The sequence below is a fragment of the Bacteroides sp. AM37-9 genome (assembly GCF_003603455.1).
In the GTDB taxonomy this organism is placed as follows: domain Bacteria; phylum Bacteroidota; class Bacteroidia; order Bacteroidales; family Bacteroidaceae; genus Bacteroides; species Bacteroides xylanisolvens.
Window position 1 is genome coordinate 91,301 of the sequence record NZ_QTNF01000004.1, and the last position, 16,655, is coordinate 107,955.

Genomic DNA, 16,655 nt, shown 5'->3' on the forward strand with positions numbered 1-16,655 from the left:
CTTCTGATAGATACCAAAATACCGAAAACAAACAGTATATACAAATAGTTATAAAATAGTCTATTTTCTTCATTTTTGGAGCGCTGTTATCTTTCATCAAAATTTTGTAATATCAAAAAATCTTCTTAATTTTGTCAAACTTTCCCCCTCATAAAAGATTCAATAACCCTTAAAAGTCCTATTTGTATGAAAAAATGGCTTTTTCTAATCTTATTGTTTCCTCTAATTTGTGTCGCGCAGACGTATCGATATCTCGGAGTGGAGGATGGGTTAAGTAACCGGCGGGTTTACTGCATTCAAAAAGATAAAACCGGATACATGTGGTTCCTCACGCACGAAGGTATTGATCGATACAATGGAAAAGAGTTTAAACGATATAAGTTAATGGATGGTGACGCAGAAGTGAACTCTCTGTTAAATCTAAACTGGCTTTATATTGATCAGGAAGGAGTCTTATGGGAAATCGGGAAAAAAGGAAAAGTATTCCGGTATGACCAGATTCACGACTGCTTCAGTCTTGTATATAAATTACCGATGGAAAGTTTCAGCGAACAGCCGGACCCGGTCACTTATGCCTGGCTCGACCAGAACAAACACATCTGGCTATGCAATAAAGATACTATCTTTCTCTATAATACGGACACCAAACAAGTCACCCATATAAAGAATGATATAAGTGAAGAAATCACTGATATTGAACAAATAGACGAATCGCATTTCTTCATCGGTACGGAAATGGGGATTCATTATGCCCAATTAGAAAACAACGCATTGAAACTTATCAATTGCGATAAGTTGGAGAGCGTGAAAGCCCAAGTAAGCGATTTACACTTCGACAAAAAGATTCGGAAACTATTCATCGGCACTTTCTTGCGGGGAATTATGGTTTATGATATGAATACCAAATCCGTCATACGACCGGATTATAACCTGAAAGATATCAGTATCACACGGTTCAAGCCGCTAAATGACAAAGAGTTATTAATAGCTACCGATGGCGGAGGAGTACACAAAATAAATATGGATACTTATCAAATAGTACCCGAAATTGTGGCTGATTATAACAGTAATTGTGGCATGAACGGTAACAGTATCAATGACATTTTTGTGGATGATGAAGAACGGATATGGCTGGCTAATTATCCCATCGGAATCACGATACAAAACAACCGTTATACGAGCTACAAATGGATTAAGCACTCCATCGGTAACAAACAGTCTTTAATCAACGATCAAGTAAATGCCATTATTGAAGACAGAGAGGGAGATTTATGGTTTGCAACGAACAATGGCATCAGTTTTTTTAATTCAAAGACCGGACAATGGCGATCGGTGCTTAGTGCTTTTGAAGAGTCGCAAGGTAATAAAAGCCATATCTTTCTTACTATATGCGAAGTGGCTCCCGGAATTATCTGGGCAGGCGGGTACTCTTCCGGTGCTTACCAGATAGATAAGAAAACGTTCAGTGTCAGCTATTTCATGCCGCCTTTGTACACTCATACAAACAAGCGACCGGATAAATATATACGTGATATTCGTACAGATATGCAGGGTTATATCTGGTCGGGAGGATTCTACAACCTCAAGCGTATTAATCTGAAGACGCAGGAAGTACGGTTTTATGATGGATTAAATTCCATTACCGCCATCGTTGAGAAAGATGAAAAAAGTATGTGGATCGGTAGTGCCACCGGCCTATGTCTTTTAGATAAAGAATCCGGAAAATTCGAGCGCATAAAACTTCCGGTAGAGTCGAACTATATCTATTCCCTGTACCAAGCAAAAAACGGTTCATTGTATATAGGTACCAGCGGGTCGGGACTATTGATTTACGATATTAATAAAAAACTGTTCACTCATTACCACACGGAAAACTGTGCTTTGATATCCAATAATATCTATACCATATTATCGGATGCGGACAAAGATATAATCATGAGTACAGAAAGCGGATTGACAAGTTTTTATCCCAATGAGAAAAAATTCTATAACTGGACCAAAGATATGGGATTGATGACCACCCATTTCAATACGCTATCAGGTACGTTACGGAAAAACAATAAATTCATTTTAGGCAGTTCTGACGGAGCAGTGGAATTTGACAAGGATATGAAATTGCCCAGAAGTTATTCTTCTAAAATGATTTTCAGCGATTTCAAGCTTTTTTATCAAACAATCTATCCGGGTGATGAGGATTCTCCGTTGAAAGCAAGCATCAATGATACAAAGGTACTAAAGTTAAAATACAATCAAAACAGATTCTCTTTGCAGGTTTCTTCCATCAACTATGACTATCCTTCCAATATTCTTTACTCTTGGAGGCTAGAAGGTTTCTATGATAAATGGAGCAAACCCGGAACAGAGAACACGATTCGTTACACCAATCTTGCCCCGGGCAAATATACGCTAAGGGTACGTGCCATCTCCAATGAAGACAAACGCATCATGCTTGAAGAAAGAAGTATGGATATTATCATAGCCCAACCTTTCTGGCTGACATTCTGGGCCATGCTGGTTTATACAGCTATCCTTTGTCTCATTGCCATCGTCCTATTGCGTATACTGATTTTGAGGAAGCAACGCAAAGTCTCCGATGAGAAAATACACTTCTTTATCAATACGGCACATGATATCCGTACCCCATTGACGCTTATCAAAGCACCTTTGGAAGAACTACGCGAGAAAGAGGAGTTGAGTAAAGAAGGTATTTCGAACATGAATACGGCATTACGAAACGTAAATGCCCTATTACGTCTTACCACCAATCTTATCAACTTTGAAAGAGCGGACGTATATTCTTCCGAATTATATATTTCAGAGCATGAGCTAAACACGTTTATGAATGAAATATTCAACGCGTTCCAGCAGTACGCCAACATCAAACATATCAACTTCACTTATGAAAGTAATTTCAGGTATATGAACGTATGGTTTGATAAAGAAAAGATGGAATCTATCTTTAAGAACATCATTTCGAACGCACTGAAATATACTCCGGAAAATGGAAATGTACAGGTTTTCGTTTCAGAAACATCTGACTCATGGAGCGTGGAAGTCAGAGACACAGGAATCGGCATCCCGGCCAATGAACAAAAGAAATTGTTCAAACTTCATTTCCGTGGCAGCAATGCTATTAATTCCAAAGTAACAGGAAGTGGTATCGGACTGATGCTTGTATGGAAGCTAGTCCGCCTGCATAAAGGAAAGATTAATCTGTCAAGCATCGAAAACCAGGGATCGGTTATCAAAATAACATTCCCTAAAGACAGCAAGCGCTTCCGGAAAGCACATCTGGCAACTCCGAGCAAACAGCGTATAGAAAATACGATTGATAACGTTCCGCCTCCATCACCTGAAATTTACGAAAATGCACAAAAGAAAGAGAACATTAATCATCGTCGCATCTTGATTGTGGAAGATAATGATGAGTTGCGCAACTATCTGTCGCAAACGTTATCCGAGGAGTATTTCGTACAGGTTTGCTCCAATGGAAAAGAAGCATTGACGATTATTCCCGAGTACAAACCAGAGCTGGTTATTTCAGACATTATGATGCCTGAAATGCGGGGGGATGAATTATGCCAAGCTATCAAGAATAATATCGAAACCTCCCACATTCCTGTTATCCTGCTGACTGCTTTGAATAATGAGAAAGATATTCTCTCGGGACTTCAGATTGGTGCGGATGAATACGTTGTGAAGCCATTCAATATTGGTATATTGAAAGCTAATGTTGCCAATCTGCTGGCTAACCGTGCACTATTGCGCAGCAAATTCGCAAATTTAGATCTGAATGATGAGGAAAATGATGAAGACTGCATCAACTGTTCGCAAGACATTGACTGGAAATTCATAGCAAACGTCAAAAAGAACGTGGAAGATAACATTGACAATCCTGCTCTCACGGTAGATGTATTATGCAGCCTGATGGGAATGAGTCGCACAAGTTTTTACAATAAATTAAGGGCATTAACCGATCAGGCACCGGGAGATTATATCCGGCTGATTCGTCTGAAACGTGCCGTACAATTACTAAAAGAAGACACACATAGCATAACAGAAATTGCAGAAATGACGGGATTCAGTGACGCCAAGTACTTCCGCGAAGTATTTAAGAAGCATTATAATGTAAGTCCCAGTCAATATGGCAAAGAGAAAAAAGCAGTTAGTAAGGAAGGAGGAGAAAAGAAAGAATGAACATTTATCTCGAAGCATTTGGAATCTTTTTTAAAATAGGCGCCTTTACTATTGGAGGAGGATATGCAATGGTGCCACTGATTGAAAATGAAATTGTCACCAAACGGAAATGGATTGCGCAGGAAGATTTTATCGATCTGCTGGCTATCTCCCAATCCGCACCGGGAATTTTGGCAGTCAATATTTCTATCTTTATAGGATATAAGCTGCGTGGAATCCGGGGAAGTATTATCACAGCATTGGGAACAATTTTGCCGTCTTTCATTATTATATTGGCTATCGCCCTGTTCTTTCATAGTTTCAAAGACAATCCGATAGTGGAACGTATTTTTAAAGGAATTCGCCCGGCAGTGGTGGCACTCATCGCGGCGCCGACCTTTACCATGGGACGATCCGCAAAAATCAACCGCTACAATCTGTGGATTCCTGTTGTCTCGGCAATATTAATCTGGCTGTTGGGCTTCTCCCCTATCTGGATTATTATTGCGGCCGGTGTAGGAGGTTTCCTGTGGGGGAAATTTAGAAAAGTTGAGAGTTGAGAATGGAGAGTTGAGAAGGCGCGGATTAACGCTGTTGTTTTACAGATTCATAATTCTAAAAGCCGGGAAATCCGTGTAATCCATGCCTAAAATTATTATATAATAAATTATTAATCACATGATTTACCTACAGTTATTCTATACATTTTTCAAGATCGGGCTCTTTGGCTTCGGTGGCGGTTATGCCATGCTTTCCATGATTCAAGGCGAAGTGGTAACCCGCTATGGATGGGTGAGTTCGCAGGAGTTCACGGATATTGTCGCAATCAGCCAAATGACTCCAGGACCTATTGGTATCAACGCAGCTACTTATGTAGGGTTTACTTCTACGGGTAGCGTATGGGGTTCCATCATTGCTACCTTTGCCGTAGTCCTTCCCTCTTTCATCTTGATGTTGACCATCAGTAAATTCTTCCTAAAATACCAGAAACATCCGATAGTAGAATCTATTTTTAATGGATTACGCCCGGCAGTAGTCGGATTACTCGCCTCCGCCGCGTTGGTATTAATGAACGCAGAAAACTTCGGTTCGCCTACGGAAGATACTTATTCATTCGTTATCAGTATCATTATCTTTCTGATTGCATTCATCGGAACAAGAAAATATAAAGCCAATCCGATATTAATGATTATCGCCTGTGGTATTGCAGGTTTGCTGCTCTATTAATAACGAGCGGCTGAACAGTAAACAAAAAAACAGTAAACAAAAAAACGGTGAATAAACTGCGTTATCATTCAGCAGAGTGTTCACCGTTTTATCGTTGTTTATTCTATACCTTTACAGTTTTAACTTCTTACTTACGGATTTCGATTCATTATGTAAACGATCTAAAGCTGTCACTACATAACGGCATTTTGTTTTTCCTGTTTCATAAGGAAGTCTATAGAATGGATTGCGCGTGATAGCTACAATATGAGAAGGATCGTCCAAATTCACCTTTTCTTTACTGTCAAAACGATAGACTACATATTGAACTGCCTTATCCATCTCTGTATCAGCTTTCGGAGCTGTCCAAAAAAGGATATAGCCATCTTCCGTCCATACCTTTTTCATTTTACGTACCTTGCCCGGAGCTTTATCATCCATAAAATCAAAGACTGGAATCAAAGCAGGATATTTATGATATTCACTGATTAAAGCATCGCGATATCTACCCTGGTTCTCAACAACAGCTGCCGCATACCATTGACAACTGCCTCCAATTGTTTGGTAAGCACGTTGCAAAGCCATCTTACGGGGAAGCTGATTGATAGAAGGATTCTGCGGATCGGCAAACTGAACAGTCTTTGGCACCGACTGGCCAATGAACAACGGCCGGTTTTCCGAATGAGTAGCCCACCATTTCACCAATGTCTCATAGTCAGCCGCTTTATGGCCGATTTCCCAGTAAATCTGCGGAATATTATAATCAATCCATCCTTCACGTGCCCAAAGCAGTACATCGGCATAAAGATCATCATAGTTTTGCAAGCCATTGGTATTACTTCCCAACGGGTCACTCTTCTGGTTACGATAGATACCAAACGGACTGACACCAAACTTCACCCAAGGCTTGATGCCACGAATCGTTTCGTGAAGTTTCTTTATCAACACATTCACATTACTACGACGCCAATCTGCCTTGTTTGTGAAACCTCCACCATAACGGGCAAAGCTCGCATTATCCGGGAAATCTAATCCATTAACCGGATAAGGATAGAAATAATCATCCATGTGGATAGCGTCCACATCATAGCGGGACACGATATCAGTCACAATTTTGCAGATATATTCCCGACTTTCAGGAAGTGCCGGGTCGAAATATAGCTGATCGCCATAAGTAACAAACCATTCCGGATGCTGGTGATAAATATGTTCCGGCGCCAACTTATTCTTTAATGAAGTCTTCACACGGTAAGGATTGATCCAGGCATGAAACTCCATATTCCGTTTCTGACATTCTTCAATCATAAACTGCATCGGGTCCCACATAGGAGAAGGCGTCTGCCCTTGCGTTCCTGTCAGGAAGCGGCTCCATGGTTCATATTGGGAAGCGTATAATGCATCCGCTTCAGGGCGCACCTGAAAAATGATCGCATTAATTCCGGCTTCCTGAAGAGAATTCAACTGGCTAATCAATATTTGCTTCAGTCGCTCTGTGGGAATGCCACGAAACTGGCCATTGACAGCCTGTATCCATGCTCCACGGAATTCACGTTTAGGATATTTATTGCCTGATGGCACCTGTGCCCTCACTCCTACCACCAGAAGAAGAGCTAAAAGTAAAAGATAGTTTTTCAGCTTCATAATATTCTTAAATCGTAATAATGTGACGCAAAGATAATACAAACTCCCGATAAATTCGCTAACTTTGCCGACTACCATAAAAAAGGAGTATTTTATGTCAGAAAACAACTATATTTCGATCAAAAGCGCACGAGTCAACAACCTCAAAAACATCGATGTAGATATTCCCCGCAACAAACTTGTTGTTATCACCGGATTGTCGGGTTCGGGAAAATCATCACTTGCTTTTGATACCCTTTATGCAGAGGGACAACGCCGCTACGTAGAAAGCTTAAGCAGCTACGCGCGTCAGTTCCTGGGGAGAATGAGCAAACCGGAGTGTGACTTTATCAAAGGGATTCCTCCCGCCATTGCCATCGAACAAAAAGTAAACAGCCGTAATCCCCGTTCCACCGTGGGCACCTCGACTGAAATTTACGAATATCTACGCCTGTTATATTCACGGGTGGGAAAAACGTATAGTCCCATCAGCGGGCAGGAAGTGAAGAAGCACTCCACAGAGGACATCGTCAACTGTATGCTTTCTTATCCGGAAGGCACAAGATATACGGTACTGACGCCTATCCGCCTGCGTGAAGACCGCACATTACAACAGCAATTGGAGATAGACCTGAAACAAGGATTCAACCGTATCGAAGTGAACGGTGAAATGAAACGAATCGATGAATATACGCCTGTGGCAGGTGATGAAGTCTATCTGCTGGTCGACCGTATGGCGGTTGCCACCAGCAAGGACGCCATCAGCCGACTGACAGATTCTGCCGAAACAGCCATGTATGAAGGCGACGGAACCTGTATGCTGCGTTTTTTTCTATCGGATGGAACTACGAAACTTCATACTTTCAGCACTAAATTCGAAGCGGACGGCATCATCTTTGAAGAACCGAACGACCAGATGTTTTCATTCAACTCGCCTATCGGCGCTTGTCCGGCGTGCGAAGGATTCGGCAAAGTAATCGGCATCGACGAGCACTTAGTCGTTCCGGATCGTTCATTATCGGTGTATGAAGGAGCTATCGTATGCTGGCGTGGCGAAAAGATGGGTGAATGGAAAGAAGAATTAATTCATAATGCGGAGAAATTCGACTTCCCCATTTTCACTCCTTATTATGAGTTGACAGACGCGCAACGCAGGTTACTTTGGGAGGGCAACCAATATTTCCACGGCATCAATGATTTTTTCAAGATGCTGGAAGAGAATCAATATAAGATACAATACCGGGTGATGCTGGCGCGTTACCGGGGAAAGACGCTTTGCCCGAAATGCCACGGCACCCGCCTGAAACCGGAAGCCGGATATGTACGAGTGGGTGGAAAAAACATTTCCGAACTGGTAGATTTGCCTATCACAGAGCTGAAGGAATTCTTCGATCATTTGGAACTGGACGAACACGACAACAACGTATCCCGACGTATCCTGGTTGAAATAAATAGCCGGATTCGTTTTCTAATTGATGTAGGTTTGGGCTATCTGACTTTGAACCGGCTTAGTAATTCCTTATCGGGTGGAGAGAGCCAGCGTATCAATCTGGCAACCTCGCTGGGAAGTAGCCTTGTAGGTAGTCTTTATATTCTCGATGAACCAAGTATCGGACTGCATAGCCGTGACACAGACCGTCTGCTCCATGTGTTGCGTCAACTGCAACAATTAGGAAATACGGTAGTGGTGGTAGAGCACGATGAAGAAATTATCCGTGCAGCCGATTACATTATCGACATAGGTCCCAATGCCGGACGCCTAGGTGGAGAAGTTGTTTACCAGGGAGATATGAAGGATTTAAAGAAGGGAAGCAACAGCTATACGGTACGTTATCTTTTAGGAGAAGATGAAATACCTGTTCCGGAGCATCGCCGCCCGTGGAATAATTATATAGAATTGAAAGGCGCACGTGAGAATAATCTGAAAGGAGTAAACGTACGTATCCCTCTCAATGTAATGACAGTTGTTACGGGTGTTTCCGGTTCCGGGAAGAGTACATTGGTGAGAGATATTTTCTTCCGGGCATTGAAACGTGAATTAGACGAATGTAGCGACCGACCGGGAGAATTCTCTTCAATCGGAGGAAGTTTGCGTGACCTGCGGAATGTAGAATTTGTAGACCAGAACCCGATTGGCAAATCATCGCGCTCAAATCCGGTGACTTACATCAAGGCTTACGACGAAATCCGTAAACTATGGTCCGAACAACCTTTGGCGAAGCAAATGGGATATACCCCCGGATTCTTCAGTTTCAATAGCGAAGGCGGACGTTGCGAAGAGTGTAAAGGAGAAGGAACCATTACTGTAGAAATGCAATTTATGGCAGACTTGGTATTGGAGTGTGAATCTTGTCATGGAAAACGCTTCAAATCCGACACGCTGGAAGTGAAATTCAACGATAAAAGTATCTACGATGTATTGGAGATGACCGTCAACCAAGCGATTGAGTTCTTCAACGAACATGGACAGAAGAAAATTGTGAAGAAGTTGCTTCCTTTGCAGGATGTAGGACTGGGATATATCAAATTAGGACAGGCTTCTTCTACCCTTTCCGGTGGTGAAAACCAACGTGTCAAACTCGCATTTTATTTAAGTCAGGAGAAAGCTGACCCAACGATGTTTATCTTTGACGAACCGACTACAGGATTACACTTTCATGATATCCGCAAACTGCTGGATGCTTTCGACGCATTGATTCGCCGGGGACACAGCATCGTTATCATCGAGCATAACATGGACGTCATCAAATGTGCCGATTATGTAATCGATCTCGGACCGGAAGGTGGAGATAAAGGCGGAAATATCGTAGCAGTGGGTACCCCGGAAGAAGTTGCTGCCTGCGGAGCAAGCTATACAGGGCAGTTTCTGAAAGAAAAACTAGGATAAGCAATCGTCAAAACTATAATAATACATTTATGTAATTAAGCCCTTGCAGAAGTTCTATATCTGCAAGGGCTTAATATATGAAAAAAATCAATCTCTCTTACAAGTAGAAACCGAATCCAATCTTCACACCGAAACGTGACATATCTCCATCATTGAAACGCCATTTATAATAAACGGCAGGTTCAATGGTTACCGTACGCGAAAGAAAGTAAGCGTATCCGGCTTCGATACCCAGTCCCCAGTCTGTCTGATGTTTTCCACCACTCCAACGGAAGCGGTTCCAGTCGAGTCCACCACCCAGATAGATACCGGTTTTATTGAAGTAGAAGCGTACTCCTGTGCCCAGTGTATACTCATCTACCGGTTTCGACCAGTCGGCTCCGGCATTTACCATCAAGGCAATACCCTCGGCAAAGAATGTACCGACCTGTGCACCAACTCCAAACTTTGCTTTATCGTTTTTACTATACGAAAAGTCCAACCCCGACAATGAAGGATTAATAATCGTAGTTCCTTTCTCAAATTGCGCTTGTGCAGTAAAAGAGACTGCCAATAAGCAAAGAGCCAAAGCTAATTTCTTCATAAACTTACTTTTTTAAGTGAATAGATTGTTCGTCTTTTTTGCGGCGTTCGCGCATTTGTTCCTTTTTCCGAAGCACCAGCCAAAGAAGGAGGACGATGACATAAGAAACTGCCACCGTAATTATTTTCTCTGTCAGGCTGACTTCCGTATTACGAGGCAACAAATAAGCCGCTGTTACGGATACATAAATAAGGAATGCAAGCGCCACTCCTGTTGATTTTCTTATTTTCTTCATTCTGATAATTTTCTTGTTTTTTGCTTATTTATCCTGATATAGAACCAAACAGTCGCAACCATTACACACGCTATACCAACGCCATAGGAGACTGTATGCGAGAGTCCTAATCCTTCAGGAGCAATACATATATAAGTAGAACATACACATGTCATAAACAGTGCCGGTACCAAAGTAATGATATAAGGTTTCTTGGATACCGCCAGAAAAACTGTTATAGCCCACAAGGTAAACACAGCCAATGTCTGATTTGCCCAGGCAAAATAACGCCATATCATATTAAATCCGTTTGCATCACGCAAACTATACAAAAGCAAACCAATAGCTACTACAAACATCGGAATACAAATGTACAAACGACGGCGCATACTTTTTTGCTCCATCCCCAAGAAATCTGCCACAATCAGACGGGCAGAACGGAAGGCCGTATCTCCCGAAGTTATCGGAGCTGCAATCACTCCCAAAATGGCAAGTACTCCGCCGATTGCTCCCAACCATTCTTTTGTAATAGCATCAACGATAACAGAAGCATTGCTTTCTTCCATTCCGTTTTCATGGAAAAAATAAGTAGCGGCAGCAGCCCAAATAAGAGCAACAATGCCCTCGGTAATCATTGCACCGTAAAATACCGGACGTCCATGCCGTTCCGAAGTCATACAACGGGCCATCAATGGGCTTTGCGTAGCATGGAAACCTGAAATGGCACCACAAGCAATACTCACAAACATAATCGGGAAGATAGGAAGTTCGCTCGCTTCCGGGTTAGTATTTTGCAATCCGTCCCATAACTCCGGCAAAGCCGGATGGTTAACATAGAGCATCACCAAAATGCCTACTGCCATAAACAACAAGGCAACCGCAAACAATGGGTAGATTTTACCTATTATTTTATCAACAGGCAGCAAAGTAGCCAGAATATAATATGCAAATACAACGATAATCCAAAACGTAGCATCCAAACTTTCCGGTGTCAGTTTAGCCAACAATCCGGCAGGACCTGCAACAAAAACCGAACCCACCAGAATCATTAAAATGACAGTGAATCCTCTCATCACCTGCTTGGTAGTCAGTCCCAAATAGCGGCCTATTATTTCCGGCAGGCTTTCACCTCCATTACGCAAAGAAAGCATTCCGGCAAAATAATCATGCACTGCCCCCGCAAAAATACTTCCCAGCACAATCCACAAGTATGAAGAGCTACCAAATTTCGCTCCCATGATTGCCCCGAAAATAGGACCTAATCCGGCAATATTAAGAAATTGAATCATGAAAATCTTCCAGGTAGGCAATGGAATATAGTCCACTCCATCCGCCTTGGTAAGAGCCGGTGTTTTACGGTCGTCAGGACCAAAGACGCGTTCCATGAGGCGTCCATACGTAAAATAGCCTACTATCAACGCCAGCAGGCATAGAGTAAATGTAATCATAGCGTGTCGTTTTTTAACTTGGCAAATGTAACATAATCTCACGAAACAGCCCAACAATACCGACACTTTTACTAACTTTGCAGGGATTTAAAACAAAAAATAAAGGATATGCGCTATACTATTTTCATTCTTTCACTTTTGTTTCCTTTCCTCTCAATTGTTGCGCAACCCAAGCACGAAGTTCGTGCCGCATGGGTGACAGCGGTGTACGGACTGGATTGGCCTCGCACACGTGCAACAACCCCTCAAACAATCCGCAAGCAGAAAGAAGAGTTAATAGATATTCTTGATAAGTTGAAGGCTGCCAACTTCAACACTATCCTATTTCAAACCCGTACTCGTGGAGATGTATTATATCCTTCGGCAATCGAACCTTTCAATTCGATCCTGACCGGAAAGACAGGAGGAAATCCAGGATATGATCCACTGGCTTTTGCCGTTGAAGAATGTCATAAGCGAGGGATGGAATGTCATGCCTGGATGGTAACTATCCCACTAGGAAATAAGAAGCATGTTGCTTCGCTCGGCAGTCAGTCTGTCACCAAGCGGATGAAAGAAATATGCGTTCCTTACAAGCGCGAATATTTCCTCAATCCGGGACATCCGGCAACGAAGGAGTACTTGATGAAACTGGTGCGGGAAGTCGTTAGCGGTTATGATGTGGACGGAGTGCATTTCGACTATCTGCGTTATCCGGAGAATGCTCCTCTTTTTCCTGATAAATATGATTTCCGCCGATATAATAAAGGACGCACCCTAGATCAGTGGCGCCGGGATAATATCTCCGAAATTGTACGTTATATATATAAAGGTGTAAAAGCTATGAAGCCTTGGGTGAAAGTAAGTACCTGCCCGGTAGGTAAATACCGTGATACTTCTCGTTACCCCTCCCGGGGATGGAATGCTTTCTTTACCGTTTATCAGGACCCGCAAGGTTGGATGGGAGAAGGTATTATGGATCAAATTTATCCGATGATGTATTTTCAGGGAAACAATTTCTACCCTTTTGCCCTCGACTGGCAGGAACAGAGCAACGGACGGCAGGTGATTCCGGGACTCGGCATTTATTTTCTCCATCCCGATGAAGGTAAATGGACACGCGACGAAATAGATCGTCAGATGAACTTTATCCGCAAGCAGAAAATGGCGGGTGAAGGGCATTACCGGGTGAAATACCTGATGGAGAATACACAGGGTATTTATGATGAATTATCCGAGAATTTTTATGCATACCCTGCTTTACAGCCTCCGATGCCTTGGTTAGATAATGTTGCGCCAACTGCTCCTTCTGCACTGAAAATTACTCATATTGATAATGGATATACGGAATTAACCTGGCAAGCTGCTACTGATAACGATCAGCGCAACAAGCCCATGTATGTTATTTATGCTTCTAACGATTATCCGGTAGATATCAACCGACCGGAAAATATCATTGCGCAAAATATCCGAGAAACTAGTTACGTGTATGCCCCTATCCTGCCGTGGAATACAAAAAAGCATTTCGCAGTGACCGCTATTGACCGCTATGGAAATGAAAGTACAGAGACACAGGAACAAACGGATCAGCAGTAAACCTGGTATTTAGAATCGACTTATTGTTTCAAAACGGTATAGAAATGAGTGAAACGGTGCAGAAATGAACTGATCCGCACGGAAAGAAATTAAATAATATAGTTTAGATTTTTCTCCACTGTATAAACAATCTATCTGAGACCCGGGTCTCAGCATCTATGACACCCGGGTCTCAGGTATGCCAACACCCGGGTGTCAGTACCATTGAGACCCGGGTGTCAGATAGAACTCTACTACTAAGCGTTTTTTCTTTGTTACTAGAGTAAATAAAATTCCGATGCATCTAATATCTATTCAAATCCGGTGCAAAAAGGAATATATTTAGACGCGGATTACACGGCAGAAGCGACATTGAAGCAGATCGACGATAAAGGCTATCTGATACCGTAAGTTAAATATTATCAGGAGTTACCCATATCCACGCCCGATAACAACTTCTCCTATGAACAGGAACCAAAGGTAAATAACCGGAGTACACTCTACCTTCCCTGATTTCCAACGGATAAGTTGCAGACATTCGTTCATGTTCCTGCAAGGCTTCACCTTCCGAAGGATGATAATCAATCACAAAACGCCCTGTTGAACCAGAACGTACATAACGGTCATATAAAAAACGCGCAACAACTCCCATATTCATGCGCAGATTAATTTCCACACAGGGATGAATCCGAAAAACCGGCTTTTCATTTTCCGGAAACCGACAAATCATCATATCAACTCCAAGATAACCTTTATAAACGGTTCCTACCAACGCAGAAAGTCTGTATTTCAAACAGTTCTCCAAATCCGTCAGAACCTTTGAAGGGACATATTGCGAAAGTTGTTTCCAGATTGCCTCATTAGAAAGCAAACGATTCCCTTCATACATTCCACTCTTTCCGGTATGGAAGAGAGAATATCCCATAAATGTCACTTCACCTGTACCATCGGAATAAAACTCCATGGCAAAGTCTTCTACCTTATTATATATAGGTTCCGCAATGATTCCACCCTGCGAAGCAGCCACACGCGTACACCAACCGGAAATAAAAGGAGTAAATATGCCTTTACACCAGTTCAAGCCTTTACCGCTTCCCGAAAGCGGAGCTTTCAACAGGCAGCATTCCCGCTCTTCCACAAAGGTTTTCCATTCTTCTTGTGTCTTCAAATAATAAGATTCTCCGCAGAAATATTCATTCAGTTGTAATTCCGGAAGCAATGAGACGGCTTTAGAACGATGGGAGTATTCCCGCAAACCGTCTAATTGCTCCATAGAAGGAAGCAGGGCTTCATCCATGCCCAGCCCTGAAAGCCGTTTCCGCAAAGCTACATCCCATCCCCAAGGACGAATATCCAAATTCGGTTCAATAGCAAGTTCCGGCTCTGTCATCAAATCAACCGAAAGTCCTAATAATTCCTGTATCTTCTTCACATAGCCGAGATTATAAGCGGAAGGAGCTAATACAGCACTCCCCTCCTCTGCATACCACATCGGAAGCAAAGCCAACTCGGAAGCCATACGTCTGGCAGAAGCCGGAGCCATATAATTTGTTTCACCGCTAGCCAACGCCAAGTCATGTTCCGGATTGAATATATAAAGAGCCTTTTTTGTCATTTCAAATGAATTCAAAACTTTATTCTGCAAATATATACAGGAAATAGTCAGGAATGACTACAATAAACAGAAAGTTGGAATTAAACACACAATTTTGCCATCTCTACTTTGCAAATCCTAAAAAAAGCAGTATATTTGCCACCCGAAAAACAAAGAACTGAAATGGAATCATTCTACCGCACACACGCCTACCTCGTTGAGCACACCAATGCCCCCGTTCGCCGCGATCTTATGGACGAGATCGACTGGAGCGACCGCCTGATTGGTATCAAAGGGACACGTGGCGTAGGAAAAACCACTTTCCTTCTCCAATACGCCAAAGAGAAATTCGGGAACGACCGTTCCTGTCTGTTCATCAACATGAACAACTTCTATTTCTCGGGCCACAGCATTGTAGACTTCGCCAACGAATTTCAGAAACGTGGCGGAAAAGTATTGTTGATCGACCAGGTGTTCAAACATCCGGAATGGAGCAAAGAGTTACGCATGTGTTACGACCGTTTTCCTAACCTGAAAATTGTCTTCACCGGCTCGTCCGTGATGCGACTGAAAGAAGAAAATCTTGAATTACGTGATATCGCCAAGAGCTATAACCTGCGTGGATTCTCTTTCCGTGAATTCCTAAACTTGCAAACAGGCATGAAATTCAGGGCATATAGCCTCGAAGAAATTCTTAGCACTCACGAACAGATTGCCAAAGGAGTACTCTCCAAAGTCCGTCCGTTGGATTATTTTCAGGATTATCTGCACCACGGATTCTATCCGTTCTTCCTTGAAAAACGTAACTTTTCGGAGAATCTGCTGAAAACGATGAACATGATGGTGGAAGTAGATATACTTCTCATCAAACAAATTGAACTGAAATATCTTTCAAAGATAAAAAAATTGCTATATTTGCTCGCTGTCGACGGGCCGAAAGCTCCAAATGTGAGCCAACTGGCAAGCGACATACAGACATCTCGCGCCACGGTGATGAACTATATCAAGTATCTGGCAGATGCGCGACTCATTAATCTGGTTTATCCGAAAGGGGAAGAATTCCCTAAAAAACCTTCAAAGATAATGATGCACAACTCCAACCTGATGTATTCCATCTATCCGGTGAAAGTGGAAGAGCAGGATGTGCTCGACACATTCTTTGCAAATTCTTTATGGAAAGACCATAAGGTACATAAAGGAGATAAAAACGTCTCTTTTATGGTAGACGAAGTAATGCCGTTCAAAATTTGCCAGGAAGGCGCAAAGATCAAGAACAATCCGAATGTAACGTACGCGTTGCATAAGGCTGAAATAGGTCGGGGCAACCAGATACCTCTCTGGATGTTCGGCTTTTTATATTAAAAGATTTATTT

The 16,655-nt window shown here is 42.4% G+C and carries 11 protein-coding genes; 6 read left to right on the top strand and 5 right to left on the bottom strand.

Annotated elements, in window-relative coordinates; genetic code table 11:
- Positions 1–186 precede the first annotated feature (186 nt).
- The 3 genes from DW862_RS04290 to DW862_RS04300 all read left to right on the top strand — a co-directional run bounded on the left by DW862_RS04290 (position 187) and on the right by DW862_RS04300 (position 5,403).
- Positions 187–4,197 (top strand): two-component regulator propeller domain-containing protein, encoded by a 4,011-nt coding sequence (locus DW862_RS04290; protein WP_120067333.1) that lies wholly within the window; start codon positions 187–189, stop codon positions 4,195–4,197.
- Entirely contained in the window at positions 4,194–4,736 is a 543-nt protein-coding gene (locus DW862_RS04295; RefSeq protein WP_004300957.1) for a chromate transporter, read from the top strand. The genes DW862_RS04290 and DW862_RS04295 overlap by 4 nt, the downstream gene beginning before the upstream one ends.
- 118 nt (positions 4,737–4,854) lie before the next feature.
- Positions 4,855–5,403: a chromate transporter gene (locus DW862_RS04300; RefSeq protein ID WP_004300958.1), complete on the top strand. Its 549-nt coding sequence runs from the start codon at positions 4,855–4,857 to the stop codon at positions 5,401–5,403.
- Between the two features lie 111 nt (positions 5,404–5,514).
- Here the strand turns inward: DW862_RS04300 and DW862_RS04305 are convergent, their stop codons facing one another.
- Positions 5,515–7,101: a glycoside hydrolase family 10 protein gene (locus DW862_RS04305; RefSeq protein ID WP_182425092.1), complete on the bottom strand. Its 1,587-nt coding sequence runs from the start codon at positions 7,099–7,101 to the stop codon at positions 5,515–5,517.
- A 16-nt stretch (positions 7,102–7,117) separates the two neighbouring features.
- On the opposite strand from DW862_RS04305, the gene uvrA reads away from it, so the two are divergent.
- Entirely contained in the window at positions 7,118–9,889 is a 2,772-nt protein-coding gene (gene uvrA, locus DW862_RS04310; RefSeq protein WP_120067334.1) for an excinuclease ABC subunit UvrA, read from the top strand.
- A 97-nt stretch (positions 9,890–9,986) separates the two neighbouring features.
- Here the strand turns inward: uvrA and DW862_RS04315 are convergent, their stop codons facing one another.
- Genes DW862_RS04315 through DW862_RS04325 form a run of 3 tightly spaced genes read right to left on the bottom strand, consistent with a single transcriptional unit; the run spans position 9,987 to position 12,134 of the window.
- Positions 9,987–10,472 (bottom strand): outer membrane beta-barrel protein, encoded by a 486-nt coding sequence (locus DW862_RS04315; protein ID WP_004300961.1) that lies wholly within the window; start codon positions 10,470–10,472, stop codon positions 9,987–9,989.
- 4 nt (positions 10,473–10,476) lie between these two features.
- Positions 10,477–10,707, bottom strand: a complete 231-nt coding sequence (locus tag DW862_RS04320; RefSeq protein WP_004300962.1) for a hypothetical protein — start codon at positions 10,705–10,707, stop codon at positions 10,477–10,479.
- The gene (locus DW862_RS04325; protein ID WP_120067335.1) at positions 10,704–12,134 is read right to left on the bottom strand and encodes a carbon starvation protein A; all 1,431 of its coding nucleotides are present in this window, start codon (positions 12,132–12,134) and stop codon (positions 10,704–10,706) included. The genes DW862_RS04320 and DW862_RS04325 overlap by 4 nt, the downstream gene beginning before the upstream one ends.
- Positions 12,135–12,242: 108 nt before the next feature.
- On the opposite strand from DW862_RS04325, the gene DW862_RS04330 reads away from it, so the two are divergent.
- A complete protein-coding gene (locus tag DW862_RS04330; RefSeq protein WP_120067336.1) occupies positions 12,243–13,709 on the top strand; it encodes a glycoside hydrolase family 10 protein in 1,467 nt (488 codons plus the stop codon).
- Positions 13,710–14,100: 391 nt separating this feature from the next.
- On the opposite strand, the gene DW862_RS04335 is transcribed toward DW862_RS04330, so the two are convergent.
- On the bottom strand, positions 14,101–15,303 hold the full coding sequence (locus DW862_RS04335; RefSeq protein WP_120067337.1) for a hypothetical protein: 1,203 nt from the start codon (positions 15,301–15,303) through the stop codon (positions 14,101–14,103).
- 162 nt (positions 15,304–15,465) lie between these two features.
- On the opposite strand from DW862_RS04335, the gene DW862_RS04340 reads away from it, so the two are divergent.
- Positions 15,466–16,644 (top strand): ATP-binding protein, encoded by a 1,179-nt coding sequence (locus tag DW862_RS04340; RefSeq protein ID WP_004311727.1) that lies wholly within the window; start codon positions 15,466–15,468, stop codon positions 16,642–16,644.
- Positions 16,645–16,655 lie beyond the last annotated feature (11 nt).

Excerpts from the sequence above, each read along its gene's own strand:
- DW862_RS04290 (WP_120067333.1), top strand. The coding sequence starts at position 187 with ATGAAAAAATGGCTTTTTCTAATCTTATTGTTTCCTCTAATTTGTGTC.
- DW862_RS04295 (WP_004300957.1), top strand. The coding sequence starts at position 4,194 with ATGAACATTTATCTCGAAGCATTTGGAATCTTTTTTAAAATAGGCGCC.
- DW862_RS04300 (WP_004300958.1), top strand. The coding sequence starts at position 4,855 with ATGATTTACCTACAGTTATTCTATACATTTTTCAAGATCGGGCTCTTT.
- DW862_RS04305 (WP_182425092.1), bottom strand. The coding sequence starts at position 7,101 with ATGGTAGTCGGCAAAGTTAGCGAATTTATCGGGAGTTTGTATTATCTT.
- uvrA (WP_120067334.1), top strand. The coding sequence starts at position 7,118 with ATGTCAGAAAACAACTATATTTCGATCAAAAGCGCACGAGTCAACAAC.
- DW862_RS04315 (WP_004300961.1), bottom strand. The coding sequence starts at position 10,472 with ATGAAGAAATTAGCTTTGGCTCTTTGCTTATTGGCAGTCTCTTTTACT.
- DW862_RS04320 (WP_004300962.1), bottom strand. The coding sequence starts at position 10,707 with ATGAAGAAAATAAGAAAATCAACAGGAGTGGCGCTTGCATTCCTTATT.
- DW862_RS04325 (WP_120067335.1), bottom strand. The coding sequence starts at position 12,134 with ATGATTACATTTACTCTATGCCTGCTGGCGTTGATAGTAGGCTATTTT.
- DW862_RS04330 (WP_120067336.1), top strand. The coding sequence starts at position 12,243 with ATGCGCTATACTATTTTCATTCTTTCACTTTTGTTTCCTTTCCTCTCA.
- DW862_RS04335 (WP_120067337.1), bottom strand. The coding sequence starts at position 15,303 with ATGACAAAAAAGGCTCTTTATATATTCAATCCGGAACATGACTTGGCG.
- DW862_RS04340 (WP_004311727.1), top strand. The coding sequence starts at position 15,466 with ATGGAATCATTCTACCGCACACACGCCTACCTCGTTGAGCACACCAAT.